The sequence below is a fragment of the Streptomyces virginiae genome, assembly GCF_041432505.1.
Taxonomy (GTDB): Bacteria; Actinomycetota; Actinomycetes; order Streptomycetales; family Streptomycetaceae; genus Streptomyces; species Streptomyces virginiae_A.
The window spans coordinates 1,915,486-1,939,734 of sequence record NZ_CP107871.1 but is presented as its reverse complement, the minus strand read 5'-3'; the positions used below and the strand labels follow the sequence as shown (position 1 = coordinate 1,939,734).

29 protein-coding genes are annotated in these 24,249 nt (G+C 69.8%); 24 read left to right on the top strand and 5 right to left on the bottom strand.

From position 1 onward, the window contains the following. Positions 1-8: 8 nt before the first annotated feature. From rpe to OG624_RS09085, 5 genes are all read left to right on the top strand, one after another. Positions 9-695, top strand: coding sequence for a ribulose-phosphate 3-epimerase (gene rpe, locus OG624_RS09105; RefSeq protein ID WP_033226126.1), 687 nt, complete (start codon positions 9-11; stop codon positions 693-695). A 124-nt stretch (positions 696-819) separates the two neighbouring features. Beyond that, on the top strand, positions 820-1,833 hold the full coding sequence (locus OG624_RS09100; protein WP_030729529.1) for a sugar-binding transcriptional regulator: 1,014 nt from the start codon (positions 820-822) through the stop codon (positions 1,831-1,833). Between the two features lie 124 nt (positions 1,834-1,957). Then, complete coding sequence (locus OG624_RS09095) at positions 1,958-2,179, top strand: CarD family transcriptional regulator (protein WP_030012151.1); 222 nt, start codon at positions 1,958-1,960, stop codon at positions 2,177-2,179. 49 nt (positions 2,180-2,228) lie between these two features. Beyond that, the gene (locus OG624_RS09090; RefSeq protein ID WP_371639295.1) at positions 2,229-2,702 is read left to right on the top strand and encodes a ribonuclease domain-containing protein; all 474 of its coding nucleotides are present in this window, start codon (positions 2,229-2,231) and stop codon (positions 2,700-2,702) included. Next, positions 2,699-3,133 carry a barstar family protein gene (locus OG624_RS09085; RefSeq protein ID WP_051763935.1) on the top strand — a complete coding sequence of 145 codons (435 nt, stop codon included), beginning with the start codon at positions 2,699-2,701 and terminating at the stop codon, positions 3,131-3,133. The genes OG624_RS09090 and OG624_RS09085 overlap by 4 nt, the downstream gene beginning before the upstream one ends. A gap of 101 nt (positions 3,134-3,234) precedes the next feature. Here OG624_RS09085 and OG624_RS09080 read toward each other — a convergent pair whose 3' ends face one another. The 5 genes from OG624_RS09080 to OG624_RS09060 form a co-directional block, all read right to left on the bottom strand. Beyond that, positions 3,235-3,711 (bottom strand): globin domain-containing protein, encoded by a 477-nt coding sequence (locus OG624_RS09080; RefSeq protein ID WP_033226124.1) that lies wholly within the window; start codon positions 3,709-3,711, stop codon positions 3,235-3,237. Further along, entirely contained in the window at positions 3,708-4,037 is a 330-nt protein-coding gene (locus tag OG624_RS09075; protein WP_033226123.1) for a putative quinol monooxygenase, read from the bottom strand. The genes OG624_RS09080 and OG624_RS09075 overlap by 4 nt, the downstream gene beginning before the upstream one ends. Positions 4,038-4,110: 73 nt before the next feature. Beyond that, positions 4,111-4,620 carry a hypothetical protein gene (locus OG624_RS09070; RefSeq protein WP_033226122.1) on the bottom strand — a complete coding sequence of 170 codons (510 nt, stop codon included), beginning with the start codon at positions 4,618-4,620 and terminating at the stop codon, positions 4,111-4,113. 60 nt (positions 4,621-4,680) lie between these two features. Beyond that, positions 4,681-6,411, bottom strand: a complete 1,731-nt coding sequence (locus OG624_RS09065; protein WP_161292542.1) for an FAD-dependent oxidoreductase — start codon at positions 6,409-6,411, stop codon at positions 4,681-4,683. Next, positions 6,408-6,674, bottom strand: coding sequence for a UBP-type zinc finger domain-containing protein (locus OG624_RS09060; RefSeq protein ID WP_033226151.1), 267 nt, complete (start codon positions 6,672-6,674; stop codon positions 6,408-6,410). Before OG624_RS09060 ends, OG624_RS09065 begins: the two co-directional genes overlap by 4 nt. A 329-nt stretch (positions 6,675-7,003) precedes the next feature. On the opposite strand from OG624_RS09060, the gene OG624_RS09055 reads away from it, so the two are divergent. From OG624_RS09055 to OG624_RS08965, 19 genes are all read left to right on the top strand, one after another. Next, entirely contained in the window at positions 7,004-7,828 is an 825-nt protein-coding gene (locus tag OG624_RS09055; RefSeq protein ID WP_033226149.1) for a type 1 glutamine amidotransferase domain-containing protein, read from the top strand. A gap of 42 nt (positions 7,829-7,870) precedes the next feature. Next, a complete protein-coding gene (locus OG624_RS09050) occupies positions 7,871-9,517 on the top strand; it encodes a thiamine pyrophosphate-binding protein (RefSeq protein WP_033226121.1) in 1,647 nt (548 codons plus the stop codon). A 47-nt stretch (positions 9,518-9,564) separates the two neighbouring features. Next, a complete protein-coding gene (locus tag OG624_RS09045) occupies positions 9,565-9,999 on the top strand; it encodes a nuclear transport factor 2 family protein (RefSeq protein WP_033226120.1) in 435 nt (144 codons plus the stop codon). Between the two features lie 30 nt (positions 10,000-10,029). Then, a complete protein-coding gene (locus OG624_RS09040; protein WP_030729565.1) occupies positions 10,030-10,485 on the top strand; it encodes a nuclear transport factor 2 family protein in 456 nt (151 codons plus the stop codon). A 21-nt stretch (positions 10,486-10,506) separates the two neighbouring features. Continuing rightward, entirely contained in the window at positions 10,507-10,890 is a 384-nt protein-coding gene (locus OG624_RS09035) for a nuclear transport factor 2 family protein (RefSeq protein WP_033226119.1), read from the top strand. Between the two features lie 13 nt (positions 10,891-10,903). Beyond that, complete coding sequence (locus OG624_RS09030; RefSeq protein WP_033226115.1) at positions 10,904-12,517, top strand: GMC family oxidoreductase; 1,614 nt, start codon at positions 10,904-10,906, stop codon at positions 12,515-12,517. Further along, on the top strand, positions 12,510-13,121 hold the full coding sequence (locus OG624_RS09025; RefSeq protein WP_078909688.1) for a DJ-1/PfpI family protein: 612 nt from the start codon (positions 12,510-12,512) through the stop codon (positions 13,119-13,121). The genes OG624_RS09030 and OG624_RS09025 overlap by 8 nt, the downstream gene beginning before the upstream one ends. Further along, positions 13,121-13,558, top strand: a complete 438-nt coding sequence (locus OG624_RS09020; protein WP_033226114.1) for a VOC family protein — start codon at positions 13,121-13,123, stop codon at positions 13,556-13,558. The genes OG624_RS09025 and OG624_RS09020 overlap by 1 nt, the downstream gene beginning before the upstream one ends. 3 nt (positions 13,559-13,561) lie before the next feature. Next, positions 13,562-15,382, top strand: coding sequence for an AGE family epimerase/isomerase (locus tag OG624_RS09015; protein WP_033226113.1), 1,821 nt, complete (start codon positions 13,562-13,564; stop codon positions 15,380-15,382). Positions 15,383-15,419: 37 nt separating this feature from the next. Beyond that, positions 15,420-15,770 carry an STAS domain-containing protein gene (locus OG624_RS09010; RefSeq protein ID WP_030008823.1) on the top strand — a complete coding sequence of 117 codons (351 nt, stop codon included), beginning with the start codon at positions 15,420-15,422 and terminating at the stop codon, positions 15,768-15,770. Then, the gene (glgX, locus tag OG624_RS09005; protein ID WP_244291011.1) at positions 15,767-17,914 is read left to right on the top strand and encodes a glycogen debranching protein GlgX; all 2,148 of its coding nucleotides are present in this window, start codon (positions 15,767-15,769) and stop codon (positions 17,912-17,914) included. Before OG624_RS09010 ends, glgX begins: the two co-directional genes overlap by 4 nt. A gap of 32 nt (positions 17,915-17,946) precedes the next feature. Further along, positions 17,947-18,258 carry an STAS domain-containing protein gene (locus OG624_RS09000; RefSeq protein WP_033226112.1) on the top strand — a complete coding sequence of 104 codons (312 nt, stop codon included), beginning with the start codon at positions 17,947-17,949 and terminating at the stop codon, positions 18,256-18,258. A gap of 14 nt (positions 18,259-18,272) precedes the next feature. After that, positions 18,273-18,731, top strand: a complete 459-nt coding sequence (locus tag OG624_RS08995; RefSeq protein WP_033226146.1) for an ATP-binding protein — start codon at positions 18,273-18,275, stop codon at positions 18,729-18,731. Beyond that, positions 18,713-19,972, top strand: a complete 1,260-nt coding sequence (locus OG624_RS08990; RefSeq protein WP_051763933.1) for a PP2C family protein-serine/threonine phosphatase — start codon at positions 18,713-18,715, stop codon at positions 19,970-19,972. The genes OG624_RS08995 and OG624_RS08990 overlap by 19 nt, the downstream gene beginning before the upstream one ends. Beyond that, positions 19,973-20,716, top strand: a complete 744-nt coding sequence (locus tag OG624_RS08985; RefSeq protein WP_033226111.1) for a MinD/ParA family ATP-binding protein — start codon at positions 19,973-19,975, stop codon at positions 20,714-20,716. A 70-nt stretch (positions 20,717-20,786) separates the two neighbouring features. After that, the gene (locus OG624_RS08980) at positions 20,787-21,527 is read left to right on the top strand and encodes a type 1 glutamine amidotransferase domain-containing protein (protein WP_051763932.1); all 741 of its coding nucleotides are present in this window, start codon (positions 20,787-20,789) and stop codon (positions 21,525-21,527) included. Positions 21,528-21,561: 34 nt separating this feature from the next. After that, positions 21,562-23,046, top strand: a complete 1,485-nt coding sequence (locus tag OG624_RS08975; RefSeq protein ID WP_030769272.1) for an aldehyde dehydrogenase family protein — start codon at positions 21,562-21,564, stop codon at positions 23,044-23,046. A 46-nt stretch (positions 23,047-23,092) separates the two neighbouring features. Further along, positions 23,093-23,710 (top strand): NADPH-dependent F420 reductase, encoded by a 618-nt coding sequence (locus OG624_RS08970; protein WP_033226110.1) that lies wholly within the window; start codon positions 23,093-23,095, stop codon positions 23,708-23,710. 2 nt (positions 23,711-23,712) lie between these two features. After that, complete coding sequence (locus OG624_RS08965; RefSeq protein ID WP_244291010.1) at positions 23,713-24,249, top strand: (2Fe-2S)-binding protein; 537 nt, start codon at positions 23,713-23,715, stop codon at positions 24,247-24,249.

The following is a 24,249-nucleotide window of genomic DNA, read 5'->3' as shown; positions in this document are numbered from 1 at the left end:
CTTGGGGCATGGCCGCTCAGATTTATCCCAGCATCCTGTCCGCCGACTTCGCCCGACTCGCCGAGGAGGCGAAGGCCGTCGAGGGGGCCGACTGGCTGCACGTCGACGTGATGGACAACCACTTCGTCCCGAACCTGACCCTCGGAATGCCGATCGTGGAATCCCTGAGCAGGGCCACGGACATCCCGCTGGACCTTCACCTGATGATCGAGAACCCGGACCGCTGGGCTCCCCAGTACGTGGAAGCCGGGGCGAGCTCGGTCACCTTCCACGCCGAGGCCGCCGCCGCGCCCGTGCGGCTCGCGCGGGAGATCCGGGCCAAGGGAGCGCGCGCCTCCATGGCGCTCAAGCCCGCGACGCCGATCGAACAGTACGAGGACATCCTCCCCGAGCTGGACATGCTGCTGATCATGACGGTCGAGCCCGGCTTCGGCGGCCAGCCCTTTCTCGACATCATGCTCCCCAAGATCCGCCGCACCCGGGAGCTGATCTCCAAGCACGGCCTGGAGCTGTGGCTCCAGGTGGACGGCGGGGTCTCGGCCTCGACCATCGAGCGCTGTGCCGAGGCCGGCGCGGACGTCTTCGTGGCGGGCAGCGCGGTCTACGGAGCGGTCGACCCCGCCACCGCCGTGCGTACGCTGCGTGACCAGGCGGGTGCGGCGATCGCAGCCGCGCCGTGGGCGTGCGACCACTGAACCAAGGGTTGATGAACAGCTCGGTGAACGGGAGCTGTCCAGGCTGATCAACGGCCGTCGGATCTGACAGGATGAACGGCGAGTCGAGAGTGTGAACAGCAGTGAGGAGAGCGCGGTGTCTGCAATGTCGGCGGGACGGTCAGCCCTGCGGATGGGACCCGCGGAGCTGGTGCAGGCGGCGGCCATGGCGCGCCGCTTCTACCTGGAGGGAAAGTCCAAGATTCAGATCGCCGAGGAGTTCGGCGTGAGCCGCTTCAAGGTGGCCAGGGTCCTGGAGACCGCCCTCGAACGGGACCTCGTACGGATCGAGATCCGGGTACCGGCCGAGCTCGACGCCGAGCGGTCGGACGCGCTGCGGGCCCGGTACGGGCTTCGGCACGCCGTCGTCGTGGAGTCGCCCGCCGACGCCACCGAGGACGCGCCGGACCCGGAGAACCTGGGAGCGGTAGCCGCCGATCTGCTGGGCGAGCTCGTCAACGAGGGCGACGTACTGGGCCTGGCGTGGGGGCGGTCGACCATTCACATGGCCGCCTCCCTGCACAGGCTGCCGCAGTGCACCGTGGTGCAGCTGACCGGTGTGTACGACGCGGGGACCGCCGAGCGCGGTTCGGTCGAGGCCGTACGTCGGGCCGCCCAGGTCTCGGGCGGTGACGCGCACCCGATCTACGCGCCGATGCTGCTGCCCGATCCGGCGACCGCGGCCGCGCTGCGCAGTCAGACGGGGATCGCGCGCGCCTTCGAGTACTTCGACAAGGTGACGGTCGCGGCCGTGTCGATCGGTTCGTGGGAGCCGGGCATCTCGACCGTGCACGACATGCTGACCGACGAGGAGCGGGAGCACTACGCCTCGCTGGGTGTGGCGGCGGAGATGTCCGCGCATCTGTTCGACTCCGAGGGGCGTCGGGTGGGCCGGGACCTCGGCGAGCGGTGCATCACCGTGGAGGCGGACCGGCTGCGGCGGATCCCCGAGGTCGTGGCGATCGCGGGCGGGCTGCGCAAGGCCTCGGCGATCGGGGCCGTGTTGAGGTCGGGGCTGGTGACCAGTCTCGTGACGGACACGGCGGTCGCCGACTACCTCCTCACCGAGTCGGCCCCAGGGCTGCGGCCGGCGTTGGACCGGGCCGACCCGGACGACTGACGCGGTCTGACCGGGCAGGACGGGCCGTGGCGGCCGTGCGCGGTCGCCGCCGGTGCGGATGGTGCTGGAATTGAGATCCGAACGGCGGACCGCGCGGCGGCCTCCGGGGCGCATACTGGTTCCAATGACAAAGTCAGCAGTACCTCGCCGCCATTTGCCGTCCAGCCCGTTCAAGGCCCCCGTGGAGCAGCCCATCCGGCAGTTCAACGTCGGCGACCGGGTTACCCACGATGAGCACGGCCTCGGCCGTGTCGTCGGAATCGAGGAGGGGATCGCTGTTCTCGTCGACTTCGGTTCGGTCCAGAAGCGAATCCTGAGTCCCTACACCAAGATGGCCGCCCTCTGAGGCGACCGGGCGATTCGCGAGCGAATCGGATATTTGGCACGATCGGTGCATGATCTTTCGGAACGTGCCCCGATCGTTGCTGCGTTTGCTGGGGGCTCTGTTCCTGTGTGCCGCGCTGGTCGGTGCGGTGGGGTGTGGCGGGCAGAAACCCGTGCCTGCCGCCGCCAGTGCGAGTTCAGGCGCGAGCGCCTCCGAGGCGGCGTCCGCCTCCGCCGCTGCCTCTGCCGTCCCGGGGTGGGCGAAGGGGATGGCCACCGTACGGGCCGACGGGCTGCCGCAGCAGGCCCGCGACGTGCTCGCACTCATCGACAAGGGCGGGCCGTACCCCGATCGGCAGGACGGCACGGTCTTCGGGAACTTCGAGAAGGCCCTGCCCAAGCAGAAACGTGGTTACTACCACGAGTACACCGTGCGGACGCCGGGAGAGCGTGATCGCGGAGCCCGGCGGATCGTGACGGGTGAGGGTGGGGAGTTCTACTACACGGACGACCACTACGACACCTTCAAGGCGGTTCTCCGATGAGCCTGGACCCGCAGCCGCTCGCCCCGGCGCTCGAAGCCGCCGAAGCGGCGGGTCGGACGACCGTACGGCTGGACCTGGACGGGGTACGCGGCAAGGCCGAGCTGATGCGGCGCTGCGGGGATGCCTTGCGGCTGCCGGAGTGGGTCGGCGGGAACTGGGATGCGCTGGCCGATGCGCTGCGGGACCTGTCGTGGTTGCCGGTGCCGCCCGGTGGGGGGTGGCTGGTGGCGGTGACGTCCTGGCGTGGGTACGCGGATGCGCGGCCGCGCGAGTGGGAGACGTTGGTCGAGGTGCTGGAGGAGGCCGTGGCCTTCTGGCGGGAGCGTGGGGGCGGGCCGGAGCTGGTGGTGCTGCTGGCCGAGGCCGGGCCGTCCGGGCCGGTTGCCGGGGCTCCGCCCCGGACCCCGCGCCTCAAACGCCGGCGGGGCTGAAAGAGCGGGGCTCCGCCCCGGACCCCGCGCCTCAAACGCCGGCGGGGCTGAAAGAGGGCTGGGCTGAGTGTGGGGGCAGGTGGGAGACCTGCCCCCAGGGGTCAGGCTTCCGGGGTTTTCGGGATCCAGGGTGGGGTTTGGCCCCAGGACCAGACCGGGATCTCGGCAGCGTCGACCGGGGGTGGGTTGGGGCCCGAGTAGATCAGGGCCATGCGGGTGCCCCACTCGATGTAGTAGGCGAACACGCCGCGGAACTCCGGGTCCGTCGGGAGGCCGACCTCGTCGGCCGTGTCCATCAGCAGGTCCACCCAGCGGCGGCGCTGCTGTTCGGTGATGCCCCGGCCCAGGTGCTTGGTGGCCATGTGCTGGTGGCCGCCGTGGTGGGCGGTGTAGTCCGAGGGGCCGCCGAAGACCTCGGCCAGCCAGACCGCGACGTGCTGGGGGTGTTCCGAGTCCATGCCGGCGAAGACCGGGGCCAGGATCTCGTCCTGCAGGGCGTGGGCGTAGAAGGCGTCCGTGAGGCGGTTCATCGCCTCCGCTCCGCCCATCCACTCGTAGATGGTGGGTGTGGTGCTCATCGCTGTTCGGCGGCCTTTCCCGGGCCCACGACGCCCGTCACGAGGTAGTGCTGCATCTCCTCGATGGCCGTCACGTACGGACGGATCGCGTTGAAGAAGGCCGGGAAGTGCTCGCCCTTGCGGAACCCGCCCAGGTGGTCCTCGATCGAGGTCCAGCGGATCCGCAGGATGTAGCGCTCCTTCTCCTCCTCGCAGCGGGCCAGTTCGTAGTCGATGCACTCGGGCGAGGCCGCCAGGGACTCGGCGGCCCGGGCGTACGCGTCCTCGAAGGCCGACTGGTCGTCCAATGCGATCCGGTAGCGGATGTATTCGACGGTGGTGGTCATGGGTGCGTGCCTCTCCCTGGGTGTCGGTCGTCGTCAGCCTTACGCGATCACGCGCCGCCGTGGGGCGGATTCGTCATTCGGACCCGGACTTCATGGAGTCGGTCGGTTCGGACACGTCCGGGCCCTGGGCGCGGACCCGCTGGACCTTGTCCAAGGAGTCGCGCAGTTCGGTCAGCCACTCGTCCGTGTTGCGGCCCACGAGCCGGACGCACCAGGCGAGGGCGTCGGCCCGGCTGCGGGCCACGCCGCCGGCGACCAGGGTGTCGAGGACCTGGCGTTCGGACTGGCGCAGGCGGGTCATCACCGGGACGGCGAGGTGGGTGAAGAGGGTCGTCTCCTCACCCACCCGCACGCCCCAGGCGACCTTCCGGCGGTAGAGCTCCTCGGCCTCGCGGGCCACTTCGATGCGCTGTTCGCGGGTGCGTTCGCGGAATTCCTTGACCGATTCGGTCGCCGGTATGACCCCGACGACCGTGATCTCCTCGCGGTCGAGGGTGACCGAGTCCAAGGACTCGTAGACGTCGACCGGCAGGCGCTCGGCGAACCACGCGCGGAGCTGTTCGCTCTGTTCGGCTGTAATCATGTAATCAACGTTGCATCCGTTGCGGCCTTGATCGCAAGGCTGCCGGTGCGCCGTTCGCTCTCAGCCCATCGAGCGGTAGCGGTGGATCAGCGAGACGGCCATCGCGCCCTCGCCCACCCCCGAGGCGACCCGTTTCACCGAGTGGGCGCGGACGTCGCCGGCCGCGAAGACGCCGGGGACGCTCGTCTCCAGCGGGTACGGGGCGCGCTCCAGGCTCCACTCGGCCGGGAGTTCGCCGCCGTTCGAGATCAGGTCCGAGCCGGTGAGGACGAAGCCGTACTCGTCCCGTTCGACGACGCTCGCGAGCCAGTCGGTGTGCGGGCGTGCGCCGATGAAGGTGAACATGAAGCGGGCCGGGATCTCGGTGTCCTCGCCCGTGTCCGCGTCGTGGAGGGTGATGTGCTCCAGGTGTTCGTCCCCGGCCAGGGAGACCACGGTCGTGCGGACCTTCACCTCGATGTTCGGGGTGCGGTCGATCTCGTCGATCAGGTAGCGGGACATGCTCGCGTCCAGGGAGGCCGCGCGGACCAGGATCGTCACGCGGGCGGCGTACTTGGCGAAGTGCACCGCCGCCTGGCCCGCGGAATTGGCCCCGCCGACGATGAACACGTGCTGCGAGATGCAGGCCGAGCTCTCCGTGGTGGCCGCGCCGTAGTAGAGGCCGGCCCCCTCGAAGCGGTCCGCGCCGGGGGCGTCGAGACGGTTGTACGAGACCCCGGTGGCCAGCAGCACCGTCTCGGCGGAGATCTCCGTGCCGTCGGCCAGGGTGAGGATCTTGGCCGGGTCGTCCCGGGTCAGCGAGACCACCTCCACGGGGTGCAGGATCTCGGCGCCGAACCGGGAGGCCTGGATGGTGGCCCGGCGGGTCAGGTCGCCGCCCGAGAGGCCCGAGGGGAAGCCGAGGTAGTTCTCGATCAGGCTGGACGTGCCCGCCTGGCCGCCCGGGGCGCGGGAGTCCAGCATGAGCGTCGACAGGCCCTCCGAGGCCGAGTAGACGCCCGCCGCGAGGCCGGCCGGGCCCGCCCCGACGATGACGCACTCGTAGTGCGGGCGCGAGGCGGTGGTGGCCAGGCCCAGGCGCTGGGCGAGCTGGGTGTCGGTCGGGGCCGAGAGGACCGACCCGTCCGGGAAGCGGACGAGGGGGAGCGCCCCGTCGGGTTGGACGGCGATCAGGGTCAGCGCCTCGGGGTCCCGCTCGACGTTGAGGAAGCGGAACGGCTGGCCGTTGCGCGTGAAGAAGTCCCGGACGGCATGGGTGCCGGGGGAGACCAGGTGACCGGCGACGATGATCCCGTCGTAGGCCGGCCGGTAGGTGGCCAGCCAGTCCGACAGCAGGTCGTCCAGGACCGGGAAGAGCCGCTCGTGCGGCGGGTCCCAGGGCTTGAGCAGGTAGTAGTCCAGCCGGACCCGGTTGATGGCGGTGATCGCGGCGTCGGTCTCCGCGTAGGCCGTCAGCAGCACGCGGCGGGCGTCCGGGAAGCGGCTGACCGCTTCCAGCAGGAACTCGACGCCGGTCACGTCCGGCATGCGCTGGTCCACGAGGAACAGCGCCGGGTCGTGGCCGCGTTCGTCGAGGGAGTCCAGGATCTTCAGGGCGTCGGCCGCCGAGGAGGCGCCGAGGACCCGGTAGCGGTCGCCGTAGGCGCTGCGCAGATCGCGTCGGACGGCGCGCAGCACCTGCGGGTCGTCGTCCACGGCGAGGATGACCGGCTTCTTGTGCTCCGCGCGTTCGGCGGCCGCGGCCGCCGAAGGGGCGGGGGTGGCGGCGGAACTCTCCGGGGCCGCGCTCATGCCGGGTCCAGCATCAGTTGGTCGGCGTAGCACCAGGCCCAGTCCTCGCCGGGCTCGTGGGAGGCCGCGATGGCGTGCTCGGTGGTCCGGTAGTGCCGGGTGGCGTGACGGTTCCTCGACGAGTCGCAGCATCCGACGTGCCCGCAGCTGAGGCACATCCGCAGGTGCACCCAGGTGTCGCCGGCGATGAGGCACTCCTCGCAGCCCACGGCCGTGGGTTTCACCGGACGTATCTGATCGATGTGTGTGCACAACAGGTCCATCGTCATCGTCCCCGTCCCTCTCCTCGTGCTCTTGCCCGTGCGCTCTCTTGTGGTGTCGCTCGTGCGGTCGGTGATTCATGGCGCGGCTCGTACGCCTGTGATTCACGGCGCGTCCAGACCATAGGGCGGCGCCACCGTAACGGTTCATCGATTCGGCCGAAGTCAGGTAGTCCTGAAGCTACTTCATGACGTCCGCGGACGACTTCCTGATGTGCGGCCACGACCTGCCCCGCTACCTCACGAAGTCGCACACCAGCGCTTTGACGAAGCACCTGGGCGCGGCCAGTGTGGGGGACGCCAACGACAACAGGCGGCGCCTGGAGGAATACGTGAGCAGAAAGATTCTGGTCATTGTCTCCGAACACGGTTACTGGGCCGAGGAACTGATAGGCCCCGTGTCGAAGTTCGACGAGCGGGGCTACGAGGTCATATTCGCCACGCCGACCGGAAAGCGTGCGCACGCTCTCCCGCCGAGCCTCGACGCGAACTACATCGACCCCCCGCTGGGACGCTCGGTCACCACCGAGGAGAACGCCCGACTGGGGCGGGAGTTCGAGCAGTCGAGCCGGCTGGACTCGCCGCTCGACATCGAGGCGTGGGTCCCGGAGCGTCCGTACACGAGCGACGAGGGCTATCTGCCCAAGCTGGAGCAGTACCACCGCGACCTGGACAAGCTCGACGCCGACATCGCCGGGTACGACGCGATCCTCGTCGTCGGGGGCAGCGGCCCCATCGTGGACCTCGCCAACAACGAGCGCGTGCACGCCCTGATCCTGGCCTTCCACAAGGCCGGCAAGGTCGTCGCCGCCGAGTGCTACGGCGTCGCCTGCCTGGCCTTCGCCCGGGACTGGAGCGACCGCGGGAGCATCATCCGGGGCAAGCACGTGACCGGCCACTGCAAGGAGTACGACTACAAGGACGGCACCGGATTCCTCGGTACCGACTTCAACATGGGGCCGCCGCCGTATCCGCTGGAGTACATCCTGCGCGACGCGACGGGCCCGCGCGGCGCCTACCACGGGAATTTCGGCAAACCGGTTTCGGTCATCGTCGATTTCCCCTTCGTCACCGGGCGTTCCACCCCCGATTCCTATCTCACGGGGCAGAAGATCGTGGAAGTTCTGGAGGACGGTCTCACCCGATACGGCTGGTGATCCCGGAGGGCACAGGGAAATCGGAGAGTCGAGGGGGAATTCATGGAAGCCACTCCCGGACGGGAAAGGCTGATCGAGCAGTTCAAGGCCGACGGCCTGACGGTGATGTTCGGAAATCCGGGGACGGTGGAACAGGGATTCCTCGACGCGGTGGACGCGGCGGAGGACTTCCGTTACGTCCTCGCCCTCCAGGAGACCGTGGCCGCCGGCATCGCCGACGGGTACGCCCGGGCGACCGGCGGCGCGGCCCTGCTCCAACTGCACTCCGGTGTCGGCCTGGGCAACGGCATCGGCATGCTCTACCAGTCGCTGCGCGGCCACACCCCGCTCGTCGTGGTCGCCGGTGACGCCGGGGTGCGCTACGACGCCATGGACGCGCAGATGGCCTGCGATCTGGTGGCGATGGCCAAGCCGGTGACCAAGTACGCGACGCGGGTCACCGACCCGCGGTCCGTGCTCCGCACCGTCCGCCGCGCCGTGAAGATCGCACTCACCCCGCCCCGCGGACCGGTGTTCGTGGCGCTCCCCATGGACGTGCTGGACGAGCTCAACTCCGAGCCCGTCCTGCCGTCCACGGAGGTGCTCACCGACGTGTCGCCCTCGCCGGCCTCGGTGGGGCGGGCGGCCGAGCTGCTCGCCTCAGCCGAGCGGCCGATCGTCCTGGTCGGCGACGGGGTCGCGCTCTCCGGGGCGCAGAAGGAGCTCGTCGCCGTCGCCGAACTGCTGGGCGCCGACGTGTACGAGGTCGACTCGTCCGAGGTGAACATCGCGGCCTCGCACCCGCTGCGACGCGGCCAGACCGGGCACATGTTCGGCCCGCACAGCAAGGAGCTCGTCGGGGACGCCGACGGGGTGCTGATCGTCGGCACCTACGTCTTCCCGGAGGTCTTCCCCGAGCTGGAGAGCCCTTTCAGGGCGGGCGCCAAGGTCGTCCACATCGACCTCAACGCCTACGAGATCGCCAAGAACCACCCGGTGGACCTGGGCCTGGCCGCAGACCCCAAGCAGGCGCTGCGCGCGCTGGCCGGGGTACTGGAGCGGCGCCTCGGCCCGCAGCGCAGGGCGGCGGCCGCCGCGCGCCTCGACGTACGGACCCGGGAGCGGGTCCGCGAGATCCGGTCGGCGGGATCCGCCGCGGACGACGGCACGCCGATGGCCGTCTTCCTGAAGACCCTGGCGGAGCGCACCGGCGGGGACCTGATCGTCTTCGACGAGGCGCTGACCACCTCGCCGCTGGTCACCCGGTACCTGCCGGCGGAGCGCCCCGGCGACTACCACCTCACCCGTGGCGGCTCGCTCGGCGTGGGCTTCCCGGGCGCGGTCGGGGCCAAGCTGGCCCGGCCCGAGCGGCTGGTGGTCGGCTTCGCGGGCGACGGCGGGTCCATGTACACGTACCAGGCGCTGTGGACGGCGGCCCGGCACGGCATCGACGCCAAGTTCGTGGTGTGCAACAACCGCAAGTACCGGCTGCTGGACGACAACATCGCCCAGTACTGGCGGGAGCGGGACATCCCCGAGCACGGCTTCCCGGGCTCCTTCGACCTCTCCCACCCCGAGATCGACTTCGCCGGGCTGGCGCGGTCGCTCGGCGCCGGCGGGATGCGGGTGGAGAAGCCGGACGAGGCGGTCGCCGCCGTGGGGCGGATGCTGTCGCACCCCGGGCCGTTCCTCGTCGACATCCAGATCTGATTGCAGAGCCATCCGACGCAAGCCCCGTACGGACAGGAGGAGACCGCATGCCCGCCGAGCGGCAGCTGACCGAGGAAGCGATCCGCAGTTTCGCCGAGAACTGGTACGTGGCGCTGGACCGGCACGTGGATCCGGACGACGTGCTCGCCCTGATCACCGAGGACCTGGAGTTCAAGGTCCCCGAGGACACCTTCCTCGGACACGAGGGATTCGGCCGCTGGTACGAGGCCGTCACCCACCGCTTCTTCGACGAGGTGCACACCGTCACGAAGGTGGAGCCCGTCATCGAGGGCGACCGGGCGGTCGTCCGGGTCCTCGTCAACTGGCAGGCCAAGATCTGGGACCCGCCGGCCGCCCGCAGCCAGTGGCTGGGCTTCGACGCCGACCAGACCTGGACGGTCGTGGCCGGTCCGGACGGACCGCTGATCAAGGAGTACACCGTCAACGACCTGGCGCCGATGCCCGGTTCCGGCTCGCTCTGAGCACGGGCGCCGACGAAGGGAGAAGCGACGATGACCGAAGTGACACGGGAGCGGGTCGAAGCGGCGTACGCCGCCCTCGGCTCCGGCGACCGGGCGCGCATCCTGGAGTACTACTCCGAGGACCTGCGCTGGCTGGTGCCGGGCAACCACCCGCTGGCCGGCTGGTACGAGAGCCTGGACGCCTTCCTGGAGCTGATGGGGCAGACCCACAAGCTCACGGGCGGCACCTTCCGGATGGACATCCAGGCGGTCCTCGTCGGCGAGGACTGCAGCGCCGACGTGTGCCGCAACGTGGCCCTGCGGGACGGCGCGGACGAGACGAGCACCTCCCCGCACGAGCGGATGGACTACCCGGTCTTCCACTTCATGCGGTGGCGCGGTGGCCGGATCGTCGAGGGCCGGGACGGTCTCTTCGGGGACTCGGCGACCGCCTTCAGCCAGTTCTGGGCGCCGTTCGCGCCGGACGGCACCCGTAGGGACCGATAGACCGACAGGGGGATGAGCGCGATGGACCGACACGAGAGCCACACCGAGATCCTTCGGAAGTACTACGAGTACGCCAACGCCGGTGACTGGGACCGATGGTGCGACCTGTTCGCCGACGACCAGGTGATGGACGAGCAGCTCGCCGGCCACATCGAGGGCCTGGAGGTCCTGCGCTCGATGATGAAGGGCATGGGCACGATGTACCGGGTCTTCCGCAACGAGCCCGTGCACTTCGTCGTCGACGGCGAGAAGGCGGCCGCCGTCTCGCACCTGACCGCGGTCAGCGCCTCCGGCGAGCCCATCGAGGCCGAGGTCATGAACTTCTTCCGGATCGTCGACGGAAAGATCGCCTACATGGCGAACTACCACGACACGGTCCCCTTCCAGGTGCTGAGCCAGGACTGAGGGGAGCGCGGTCATGGCTGCAGAACGAGCAGAGGAATACGACTACGTCATCGTGGGCTCCGGCACCGCCGGCAGCGTCCTGGCGGACCGGCTCTCCGAGGACCCGGACGTCTCGGTCCTCGTCCTGGAGGCGGGCGGCTCCCGCATCCCGCCCGAGGTGGACGACCCGTCCTCCTGGTACAAGCTCCTCGGCGGGCCGGTGGACTGGGGCTACACCAGCACCCCGCAGCCCGGACTCGACGGCCGCCGTACGTACGAACCGCGCGGCAAGGCCCCCGGCGGCAGCAGCAACCTCTACATCATGATGCACATCCGGGGCCATGCCTCGGACTTCGACAACTGGGCCTACCAGGGCGCCGCCGGCTGGTCCTACGAGGACGTGCTGCCCTACTTCGCGCTGCTGGAGGGCCAGGAGGACGTCACCGCCGCGACCACCGGCACCCGCGGCCCGCAGCGGATCACCAACGCCGGCCGGCACGGCCCCAACCCGGTCTCCCGGGCCTTCATCGACGCCGCCGTCGAGCTGGGCCACCGGGAGATCGAGGACTTCAACACCGACGGACCGCGGCGCGGCCTCTTCGGCACCGGCTGGCACCACATCGACGTGGCCGACGGCCGCCGCCAGGGTGTCCTCGCCGCCTACCTGGAGCCGGCGCTACGGCGCCCCAACCTGACCCTGCGGACCGACGCGCAGAGCACCCGACTGCTGTTCGACGGGGACACCTGCACGGGCGTCGAGTACGCGCAGCTGCGGGCTCCCGCCGAGATCCCGGGCCGGACCGTCCGGGACGGCCACAGCGTCCCCGCGGCGCCCGGGCTGCACACCGTACGGGCCCGCCGCGAGGTGATCGTGGCGGCCGGGGCGATCGAGTCCCCGAAGCTGCTGCTGCTCTCCGGCATCGGCCACCCCGAGCAGCTGCGCGAGCACGGCATCGAGGTCACCGCCGCCCTGCCCGGGGTCGGCGAGAACTTCCACAACCACGTCCTGACGGGGCTGATGGCCGAGGTCACCCAGGAACTGCCGCCGCCGGCGCAGAACCTGTCGGAGAGCGCTCTATTCCTGTCCTCGCAGCCCGGGTTGCCCGCCCCCGACCTGCAGATCGCCTTCGTCCACGTGCCGTTCGACGTGATCGTCGGCCAGGACCACCCCCACACGGTGTCCATCCTGCCCGGCGTCGTACGGCCGGTGTCGCGCGGCTGGATCAAGCTGGCGAGCGCCGACCCGCTGGCCCACCCGCTGATCAACCCGAACTACCTGGGCGACCGGTGGGACCTGGAACGGATGGTGCAGGGCGTCAAGATCGCCCGGGAGATCTTCGCGACCTCCGCCTTCTCGCCCTGGTACAAGCAGGAGCTCCAGCCCGGCCCGGGCTTTGTGAGCGACGACGACCTGCGGACCTTCGTACGGCAGAAGTCGGAGAGCTACCACCACCAGGCCGGCTCCTGCCGCATGGGCATCGACGACCTCTCCGTCGTCGACCCCGAGCTGCGGGTGCACGGCGTACGGAACCTGCGCGTGGTCGACGCGAGCGTGATGCCCGCGGTCCCGTCCGGCAACTGCCACACCGCCATCGCGATGATCGCCGAGCGCGCGGCGGACTTCCTGAAGGGGGCCTCCCGTGTCTGACGCGGTCCTGCGCGAGGGCGTGCTGTCCGGGACCCGGATCGCGGTCCTGGTCGAGAGCGACTACTACGAGCCGGAGATCTTCTACTACCAGCGCCGCTTCGCCGAGGAGGGCGCCGAGGTCGACTTCCTGACCCGGCTGTGGGGCAACGACTCCATCACCTTCACCGGGCACGAGTACCGGGCGCCGTTCACCGCCGACAAGTCGCTGGAAGGCCTGAGCGACGACGAGCTGCGCCGGTACGCGGCGATCATCGTGCCCTCCGGCATGGTGGCCGACCGGCTGCGCTACACGGAGGACGTGGACGTCCTCGCCCCGGCGACCGAGCTGCTGCGCCGGGCCTTCGAGGAGCCGACGGTCCTCAAGGGGATCATCTGCCACGGCATGTGGCTGGCCTCCTCGATCCCTGACCGGATCCGCGGCCGCAAGGTGGTCTGTCACAACAACCTCATCGGTGACGTGCGGAACATGGGCGGCGAGTACGTCGACGAGGACGTGGTGGTCGACGGTGACCTGGTCACCGGCCGCACCGGCGCCCACCACCACCTCTTCGCCCGCCGCATCATCGAACTGATCGCGGCCGGTCGGGGCCGGGGAGCCGGCTGATGGCCGCCGGGCTGCGGTGGTCCCACGTGGGCCTGAACTGCACCGACCAGAAGACCACCGAGGAGTTCTACACCCGGTACTTCGGCTTCACCCGGGCCCGGGTGGTCGACCTCGGCGAGTCGCAGATCGTGTTCCTGCGCAAGGGGGACGCGTACCTGGAGCTCTTCGCGGCCGGCGACACCGCACCGGCCCGGGCGGCGAACGACGACGGTCCGCAGGCCCCCGGCCGGATGCGCCACCTGGCCTTCCAGACCGACAGCGTGGACGCGTTCCTGGCCGAGCTGGGCGACGCGGCGGAAGTGACCCTGGGACCACTGGACTTCGACGACTTCATCTGCGGCTGGCGGACCGTGTGGGTCCGCGACCCCGACGGGGTCATCGTCGAGGTCAGCCAGGGATACGAGGACGACGGCTCTCACGACAAGGACGGTGCGTGACCCATGGCTGACGCCGTGACCTTCTCCTTCTCCGACACGATCGCGGGCTACGTCACCCGCTTCGACTCCGGGACCCGGCTGCTGAGGCTGAAGACCGCCGACGGGCGCGAGTTCGACGTCTCCCTCGCCGGCGACCCCAGCGCCGAGCTGGTCCGCAACCTGGACGAGCCCTACATCGACGCCTCCGGCCACATCGACGAGATGCTCTCGCCCGGCCGGTTCCTCTTCGTCTACGGGGTCCACTACCCGGAGCGCGGCGGCGGCTTCGACGCCAAGCGCCTGGTCTTCCTGGGCCGCGGGGCCGAGGACTACCGCTTCGAGGAGCCCAGCTGGTGGATCAAGCAGATCGAATCCCTGGCCGACTTCTACAAGCGGGCGCAGTTCGGCGACGGGCCGGTGGACTTCACCGAGTACCGCACCGAGATCCGGCTCGGCGGTGACAAGACCGCCAGCCACGTCCAGGAGACCGACACGATCTCCCGGCTGGTCTACGGCATGGCCTCGGCCTACCTGCTGACCGGCAAGGACGAGTACCTGGAGGTCGCCGAGCGCGGCACCGAGTACCTGCGCAAGCACATGCGGGTCGTGGACAGCGAGGAGGACGTGGTCTTCTGGTACCACGGCATCAGCGTCGACGGGGACAGCGAGCGCAAGCTCTTCACCTCGGAGTTCTCCGACGACTACGACGCGATCCCGATGTACGAGCAGATCTACGCGCTGGCCGGCCCCATCCAGACGTACCGGGTCACCGGTGACATCCGGATCAAGAACGACGCGGACGCCACCATCCGGCTGTTCGACAAGTTCTTCTTCGACCCGGAGCAGGGCGGCTACTACTCCCACATCGACCCGATCCTCTTCAGCGCCGACCACGAGTCCCTCGGCGAGAACGCCGAGCGCAAGAACTGGAACTCGGTCGGCGACCACGCGCCCGCCTACCTGATCAACCTGTACCTGGCGACCGGCGACCAGAAGTACGCCGACTTCCTCGAGTACACCTTCGACACCATCGCGGACAAGTTCCCGGACTACAAGAACAGCCCCTTCGTCCAGGAGCGCTTCTTCCGCGACTGGTCGCACGACACCGCGCACAGCTGGCAGCAGAACCGCGCGGTGGTCGGCCACAACCTGAAGATCGCCTGGAACCTGATGCGGATGAACTCGCTGAAGGCCAAGCCGGAGTACGAGCAGCTCGCCAAGAAGATCGGCGAGATCATGCCGGCGGTCGGCAGCGACGTGCAGCGCGGCGGCTGGTACGACGTCGTCGAGCGGCTCAAGGGCGGCGACCAGGAGGCGTACCGGTTCGCCTGGCACGACCGCAAGGCCTGGTGGCAGCAGGAGCAGGCGATCCTCGCCTACCTCATCCTGAACGGCACGGTCGGCGGCGACGCGAACCTGCGTGAGGCCCGGCAGGCCCAGGCCTTCTACAACACCTTCTTCCTCGACCACGACGAGGGAGCCGTCTACTTCAACGTGCTCGCCAGCGGCACGCCGTACCTGCTCGGCACCGAGCGGCTCAAGGGCAGCCACTCGATGTCCATGTACCACTCGGCGGAGCTCTGCTACCTCTCCGCCGTCTACAACAACCTGCTCATCAACGGGCGGGAGATGGACTTCCACTTCCAGCCCGACCCGACGAACCTGCCCGACCGCGTCCTGCGCGTCTCGCCCGACCTGCTTCCCGCCGGTTCGGTGCGGATCGCGTCCGTGGAGATCGACGAGAAGCCGTACACCGACTTCGACGCCGACGCACTCACCGTACGGCTGCCCGATGTCCAGGGCCGGGTGAAGGTCAAGGTCCGGCTGCGCCCGGTGACCAAGTAGCGCTCAACGGGGGGCGCCCCAACCAGAGGGGAACGCAATGACTCTCAACGTCAAGGAACGCCGGAACAAGACGGGCACCGTGCTCGTCGCCACCGGCGAGATCAACAGCGAGACATCCGGCTCGCTGCTCCAGGCACTGCTGCCGCTGGTCCGCGAGGGCAAGCCGCTGAAGATCGACCTCACCGCGGTCACCTACGTCTCCAGCGCGGGCCTGCGCACCCTGCTCGTGGTCTACCGCGAGGCCCAGCACGCCGGCGTCGCGGTCACCCTCTACGGGGTGAGCGAAGAGGTCCGGTTCGTCATGTCGGCCACCGGGTTCCTCGACTTCTTCGAGACCGGCGAGGCCGTCGCCGCGGCCGCCAAGGCCAAGGCCAAGGCAGCGCGATGACCGAGACCCGGTCCGAGCAGGTGCTGCGCGTCGACGCGTACCCGACCCACGAGGTGGGCGGGTACCGCGTCCGCGCCGGCAAACCGTTCCCCTTCGGGGCCAACGTGGTCCCCGGCGGGGTCAGCTTCTCCGTCTTCTCCGACCAGGCCACCTCCATGACCCTGGTCATCTTCAAGCGCGGAGAACCCGAGCCGATGGCCGAACTGGAGTTCCCCGAGGAATTCCGCACCGGCAGCGTCTTCGCCATGACCGTCTTCGGCCTCGACCACGAGAACATCGAGTACGGGTACCGGGCCGACGGCCCCTACGACCCGGTCACCGGGCATCGCTTCGACGCCCGGCAGGTGCTCTCCGACCCGTACGCCCGCCTCATCGCAGGCCGTGACGTGTGGGGCGTGGAGCCGGACCGCAGCCGCGGCTACCAGTACCGCTCCCGCGTCTGCCTCCAGGACTTCGACTGGGGCGACGACACCCCGCTGGGCATCCCCGCCGAGGACCTCGTCGTCTACGAGACCCACGTGCGCGGCTTCACCCGACACCCCTCCTCGCAGGTCACCGCACCCGGCACCTTCGCGGGGCTGCGCGAGAAGATCCCGTACCTGAAGGAACTCGGGATCAACTGCATCGAACTGCTGCCGGTGTTCGAGTTCGACGAGAGCGACAACCCGCGCAGCAACCCGGAGACCGGCGAGCAGCTCTTCGACTACTGGGGCTACAACACCGTCTCGTTCTTCGCGCCCAAGGCCGGCTACGCGGCCACCGGACGCTACGGCATGCAGGGCGACGAATTCCGCACCCTGATCAAGGACCTGCACGCCGCCGGCATCGAGGTCATCCTCGACGTCGTCTTCAACCACACCGCCGAGGGCAACGAACAGGGCCCGACGATCTCCTTCAAGGGGCTCGACAACGCCACGTACTACATGCTCACGCCCGACGGGTACTACTTCAACTTCAGCGGCACCGGCAACACCGTCAACTGCAACCACCCCGTCGTGCGCAACTACGTGCTCGACTGCCTGCGCCACTGGGTCGCCGACTACCACATCGACGGCTTCCGCTTCGACCTGGCGGCCATCCTCGGCCGGGCCCTGGACGGCACCCCGCTGCCCAACCCGCCGCTGCTGGAACTGCTCGCCTACGACCCGGTCCTACGGCACACCAAGCTCATCGCCGAGGCCTGGGACGCCGGCGGCCTCTACGAGGTCGGCAACTTCCCGGCGTACGGCCGCTGGGCCGAGTGGAACGGCAAGTACCGCGACACCGTACGCAGCTTCCTCAAGGGCGACCCCGGCGTCACCGGCGAACTGGCCACCCGGATCGCCGGATCACCCGACCTGTACGCCACCCGCGGCACCGCGGCATCGGTCAACTTCCTGACCGCGCACGACGGTTTCACCCTCGCCGACCTGGTCTCCTACAACGACAAGCACAACGAGGCCAACGGCGAGAACAACAACGACGGTGCCAACGACAACAACAGCTGGAACTGCGGCGCCGAAGGTCCCACCGACGACCCGGAGATCAACGCGCTGCGCACCCGGCAGATGAAGAACGCCCTCGCGATCCTCTTCACCAGCCAGGGCATCCCGATGCTGCTGGCCGGCGACGAGGTCGCCCGCACCCAGCAGGGCAACAACAACACCTACTGCCAGGACAACGAGCTCTCCTGGTTCGACTGGGACCAGGTCGACGACAACGCCGAACTGCTCCGGTTCACCCGAGAGATGATCGAATTCCGCAAGCACCACCGCGAGCTGCGCTCCACCGCCCACCCCACCGGCCAGGTCCGCGAGCACCTGGGCCTGCCGGACATCAGCTGGCACGGGGAGCGGGCCTGGCAGCCCGACTGGTCGGCCGAGAGCCGGCTGCTGGCGGTGGCCCGCTGCGGCACCGGTGACGACGACGTGGTGTACGTGGCCATGAACGCGCACTGGGAGTCGCACGACCTGGAACTGCCCGCCCTGCCGGGAGGCCGGAGCTGGCACCTGTTCGCCGACACCGGGGCCGAGGCACCGTACGACATCCGCACCCCCGGGGCCGAGCAGGAGCTGGACAACGCCGGGAAGTACCTGATCGGCCCGCGCTCGGTGGTGATCCTCGTGGGCCGCACCGACGATCCCGACGACCTCGACACGCCCTGACCGAACACGCCCTGACCGAAGGAGACCCTGACATGCCGCTTTCCGTGTCCCTGAGCATCGAGGGCGACACCACCGTGATCGAACTGACGGGCGAGCTGGACGCCAAGACCGCGCCGGACTTCCACCGGACCATCGAGAAGGCCGCCGGCCACGGCACCCGCACCGTCGAGATCAGGATGGCCGGCGTCGGCTACATGGCCAGCGCCGGACTGCGCTCCCTGGTCTTCGCCCAGCAGAAGGTCGCGAACGACGTCACCATCAAGGTGGTCGGTGCCATCGAGCCCGTGTCCCGGACCATCCGGACCGCCGGGCTGGACCGGAGCATCGTCCTGACCGATGAGTGACCACCGTGACTGACATGGTCGAACTGGCGAGCACGTCCTGCGTACTGGAAGTGCCCGCGACGGTGGGGGCACTGGGCGACATCGCCTCGCTCGTCCTACGACTGGCCGCGGCGGCGGGCCTGGGCAAGGGTGCCACCTACCGGCTCCGGCTGGCCGTGGACGAACTGGCCACCAACGTCGTGATGCACGGGTACCGGGGCGGCGACGGACGGATCACCGTCCGCGGCCGCTCCGGCCCGGGCGGGGTGCAGATCGTCATCGAGGACTGCGCACCCCCCTTCGACCCCGTCGAAGGCCGCCTACCGCCCGCCTGCCCCGGGATCCCCCCGGAGGAGCGGCGGATCGGCGGCCTCGGCATCCACCTGGCGCTGACCAGCGTGGACGAGTTCGGCTACGCGCACAGGGACGGCCGCAACATCAGCACCCTGACTGTGAAGGCTGAGGGGACGGACCGATGCCCTCCACGACCGTGATCATCCTCGACGCGTACCCGCCACCGCCGCCCGAGCTGCTCGACGCTCTGCGGACGATGGACGCGGCACTCGTCACCCGCTCCCTGAAGGAGCTGCGCGAAGGAGCACTGGAACTGCTGCCCGTCGCGGACGTGCTGCTCGCCCCGGCCGAGTCCGACGGGGAGGCCGTACGGATGGCCGTACGCCGGCTGCGCCGCTGGGCCGGGGCCCCCATCGTGGTCGTCTGGACCGTGACGGAGTTCGCCGCCCTGGAGGAGCACGTCCGGATCGGGCACGACTACCTCGTACCGCCCTTCCTGCCCGCCCTCGTCGGGGCCCGGCTGCACAGCTGCTCGGAGCGCGCCGGACTCGGCCGCACCCTGCGCGAAGCCGACGCCCGCGCCGAACTCATGGGCTACGAGAAGGAACTGGAGATCGGCCGGGAGATCCAGGCGGGCTTCCTGCCCGAATCGATGCCCGTCCCCGACGGCTGGGAGATCGACGTGCGGTTCCGTCCCGCCCGGCAGGTCGCCGGCGACTTCTACGACGTCTTCGAGATCTCCCGCGGCCGCCGGCTCGCCTTCGTCGTCGCCGACGTCTGCGACAAGGGGGTCGGAGCCGCGCTGTTCATGGCGCTCATCCGCTCACTCCTGAGGCACACCGCGCAGAACAGCGGCCTGCAGCACCTGGTCGCCGCCGGACGCGCCGGGGGCAGCCGCCGGATCCCGGTCGTCGGCGCCACCCCGCTGCTCAACGCGGTCACCGCCACCAACGGCTACCTCACCCGCAACCACCTGCGGCAGGGCTACTTCGCCACCCTGTTCTTCGGGGTGCTCGACCCGCTCACCGGCAGCCTCGTCTACATCAACGGCGGCCACAACCCGCCCCTGCTGCTGCCCGCCGACGGCAGCCCGCCCGTCGCCCTCCACATCACCGGACCGGCCGTCGGCATCCTGCCCGACTGCGTCTACACCCTCGGCTACGCCCAACTCGACCCGGGCGACACCCTGTTCGCCTTCACCGACGGAGTCCCCGAGGCCCGCTGCCCGAACGGCAGCTTCCTCGGCGACGACCGGATGCTGGAACTGCTCGCCGGGCCACCGACCAGCGGCAAGGACGTGGTCGACCGGATGGACTGGGCGGTGCGCGAACACACCGGCACCGCCGAACAGCACGACGACGTCACCATGCTGGCCCTGCACCGGCCACGCGCGGCGCGGGGGCCGCGCGCGGACGGCGCCGGCACCCGGGTGGTGGCCTAGATGACCCGCACCATCGTCGTGCACTCGCACCGCGGTGGGACGGGCAAGTCCTCGGTACTGGCGAACCTCGCGCTGCTCCTCGCGGCCGAGGGACGCCGGGTGGGGGTGGTCGACACCGATATCCAGTCACCCACCCTGGACCTGCTGTTCCGCCTGGGGCCCGGCCCCTCCCTGACCGACTACCTGCTCGGCCGCTGCGAGATCGAGACCACCGCCCAACAGACCGGCGTACCCGGGTTGTACGTCGTACCGGCCCGGACCGGGACGGCCGCCCTGCGCGAGATCATGGCCGGCGGCTACGACGTGGGGCTGCTGCCGGAAGGCTTCGACCGGCTGGCCGCGCACCACGACCTCGACGTCCTGCTGCTCGACACCCACGCCGGGCTCAACAACGAGTCGGTGACCGCCATGGCGAGCGCCGACGTGCTGATGATCATGGCGCGGGCCGACCGGATCGACCTCTCGGGGGTCGAGGAGACCATCGCCCTCGCCGGACGCCTGACCTGCCGGCGGAACCTCGTACTGAGCATGGCCCCCGAGGGCATCGACCGGGAGGCGGCCCGCCGACGCTCCGAAGCGGTCTACGGGGCGCCACTGGCCGGAATCCTTCCCTACTCGCCGGAAATGGCGGCTCTGTACGGGGAACGCATATTTGCCGAAGCTCACCCCGACCACCCCCTGGTCGGTGAATTCCGCACCATCATCTCGGCGTTGGACGCACGTGACGAAGTATCGCGGGCCTGACGTCGTCCCCCTTACGCCCCCTGCGGGTGGCGTGTTGAATCGGCAGCGAATCCAGAACAAGGAGAGAATCATGAAGATTCTCGTCGTCATGACGGCCAAAGCCACACTGCATCTGCTCGACGGTGAACAGCACCCCTCGGGATTCTGGGCCGAGGAATTCGTCGTGCCCTTCTCGCTCTTCAAGGCGGCCGGCCACGACGTGGACGTGGCGACGATCGGTGGCAGTGCGCCGACCGTCGACCAGACGAGCATCGACCCCCAGTTCCTGCGGTGGGTCCGTCCCGAGGGTTCGCCGGACGAGGACGCGGCCAACGCCGCCGAGTACGTCCGGGTCATCGGGGACACCCCCCAGCTGAGAGCCCCCATCGCCCTGGAGACCCTCACCGAGAAGGACATCGCCGACTACGACGGCGTGTACGTCAGCGGCGGCCACGGCGCCATCGGCGACCTCCCCAAGTCCGACGAGCTCGCCCAGATCCTGCGCTGGGTCATCGCGCAGGACAAACCGCTCGCCACGGTGTGCCACGGCCACACCTCGCTGCTCGCCCTGCGCGACGGCGAAGGCCGCTGGCCCTTCGAGGGCTACCGGATGACGGCCTTCTCGCACGACGAGGAACTGGTCACCAACATGGCCGGCCGGCTCCCGCTGATCCTGGAGGTCGAACTCACCCGGCTCGGCGCCCGCTACGAGAAGGCGGAAGCCATCTGGGACTCGCACGTGGTCGTCGACCGCAGGCTGACGACCGGCCAGAACCCCTACTCCTCCAAGGCCCTCGCCGAGACCTTCTTGACGCAGCTCGCGAAGGGCTAGTACCGCCCCCCGCACCCGAAACCGGAAGGCAGCCATGACCAAGCGTGAGCTGAGCGGCCAGCCCCTCGCCAACCCCGGGAAACTGTTCATCGGCGGCGCCTGGGTCCCGGCCCAGGACGGCCGTACCGAACCGGACATCAGCCCCGTGGACGGGCAGGAGATCGTACCGGTGGCCCAGGCCGCCGCCGCCGACGCGGACGCGGCCGTCGCCGCCGCCCGCACGGCGTACGAGGAGGGCCCCTGGAGCAGACTGTCCGCCCAGGAGCGCGCGCTGCGGCTGAACCGGGTCGGTGAGCTCATCGAGCGCGACCTGGAGGAGATCGCCCTGCTGGAGACCGTGGACATGGGCAAGCCGTTCGCGTTCTCCAGCACGGTCGACGCCCCCATGGCCGCCCAGCTCATGCACTACTACGCCGGGGCCGTGACCCGCGTCGACGGCTCCTCGCGGGCCCCGGCCGGCGGCCAGCTCGCCTACACCCTGCGCGAACCGCTGGGCGTGGTCTGCGCCATCACCCCGTTCAACTTCCCGCTGCTGCTGTCGATGACGAAGATCGCACCGGCACTCGCGGCGGGCAACACGGTGGTCCACAAGCCCTCCCCGGCCACCCCGCTGACCGCCCTGAAGATCGCCGAGCTCTTCCAGGAGGCGGAGATCCCCGACGGGGTGCTGAACGTCATCACCGGTCCGGGCGTCGAACTGGGGGAGACCCTCACCGGCCACCCCGACATCGACAAGATCGCCTTCACCGGCTCCACCTCGGTCGGCCAGACGATCATCCGCAAGGCGGCCGGCACCCTGAAGAAGGTGACGATGGAGCTCGGCGGCAAGTCCGCCAACATCGTCTTCGCCGACGCCGACCTCGACGCCGCCGAGGAACTCGCCTTCTTCGGCATCTACTACAACAAGGGCGAGATCTGCACCGCCGGATCCCGGCTGCTGCTGCAGCGACCCATCCACGACGAGATGGTCGAACGTCTGGTCCGCCGGGCCGCCGACCTCAAGCCCGGCGACCCGCGCGACCCGGCCACCCTCTTCGGACCGCTCGCCCACCGCGGCCAGTTCGACAAGGTCAGCTCCTACATCGAGGTCGGCGAGAAGGAAGGCGCGATCCTGCGCACCGGCGGCAGCGGATGGACCCCCGAGGGCGCCTCCAGCCAAGGCCTGTACTTCCTGCCGACGATCTTCACCGGCGTCGACAACAGCATGCGGATCGCCCAGGAGGAGATCTTCGGCCCGGTCCTGTCGATCATCCCCTTCGACACCGAGGAGGACGCCGTGCGCATCGCCAACGACAGCGCGTACGGCCTCGCCGCCGGCGTCCACACCAAGGACCTGCGGCGCGCCCACCGGGTCGCCTCGCAGATCAAGGCCGGCACGGTCTGGGTCAATTGCTACAACCAGTACGACCCCGCCGTGCCCTACGGCGGCTACAAGGCCTCCGGCTACGGCCGTGAGTGCGGCCCCGAGTCGCTGGAGAGCTACACCCAGACCAAGTCGGTCTGGATCGGCATGGACTGAGAGCGCTACCGAGACCGACCGAGACCTCCATTCCCGAGGAGCGGCAATGCGGACAGGCATCATCGGCACCGGGCGGATCGGCTCGACCCTGGCCAGGATCCTCGTGGCGGCAGGCCACCAGGTCGTCCTGGCCAACGCCCGGGGCCCGCGGACCCTCGACCCGCTCGTGGCCGAGCTGGGACGGACCGCCTCGGCGGCGCACCCCGCCGAGGCGGCCGACCGGGCCGAACTCCTGGTGCTGATGGTGCCCTTCGAACGCGTCCGCGGACTGCTCCCGCCGTACGCCGTGCAGGACAAGGTGCTGGTGGACGCCACCAACGCGTTCGGCGGCCCCGGCGGCGCCCCCGCCGACCTCGGCGGACGCGGCTCCAGCGACCTGGTCGCCGAGTGGTACCCGGGCGCCCAGGTCGTCAAATCCCTGAACACCATGCATTTCGAAACCCTCGCCGTCGCCGGCACCGCACCCGGAGAGCGCCTGGCACATTTCACCGCGGGCGACGACGTGAAATCGAAGGAAATCGTCGCGGGAATCATCTCGGATCTGGGATTCGCACCCGTGGACACCGGCCCGTTGCACTCCGGAGGAATTCTCCAACAGCCCGGCGGGCACCTTTTCAACCGGCCGCTCACGGAAGCGCAGGCGCTGGCATGGATATCACACTGAATGTGAACGGAAGACCCGAGCAGTTCACGGCGCAGCCGAACGAACTGCTCGTGGAACGGCTCCGCGACGGCCTCGGGCTGACCGGCACCAAGGTCGGCTGCGACACCGGCCAGTGCGGCACCTGCGTCGTCCGCCTCGACGGCAGGTCCGTCAAGAGCTGCCTGGTCCTCACCGCCTCCGCCGCCGGGGCCGAGGTGGCCACCATCGAGGGCGAGACCACCCGCGGCGGCGAACTGACCGGCCTCCAGGAGGCTTTGCGCCAGGAGCACGGCACCCAGTGCGGCTTCTGCACCCCCGGCATGGTCATGGCCCTCGGCGAACTCGTCGACGCCACCGCCGGCGGCGAGGCCCCGACCGAGCCCGAGATCCGCGAATGGCTCACCGGCAACCTGTGCCGGTGCACCGGCTACCACAGTGTCGTACGGGGCGTGCAGCGCGCCTGCGCGGCCGCCCGCGCCGAGGCGCCCGCCACCGTGCCCGCCACCGTGCCCGAGCCCGCCGTCGTCGCCGCGTCCACCGCAGCCGGACAGGAGGTGTGA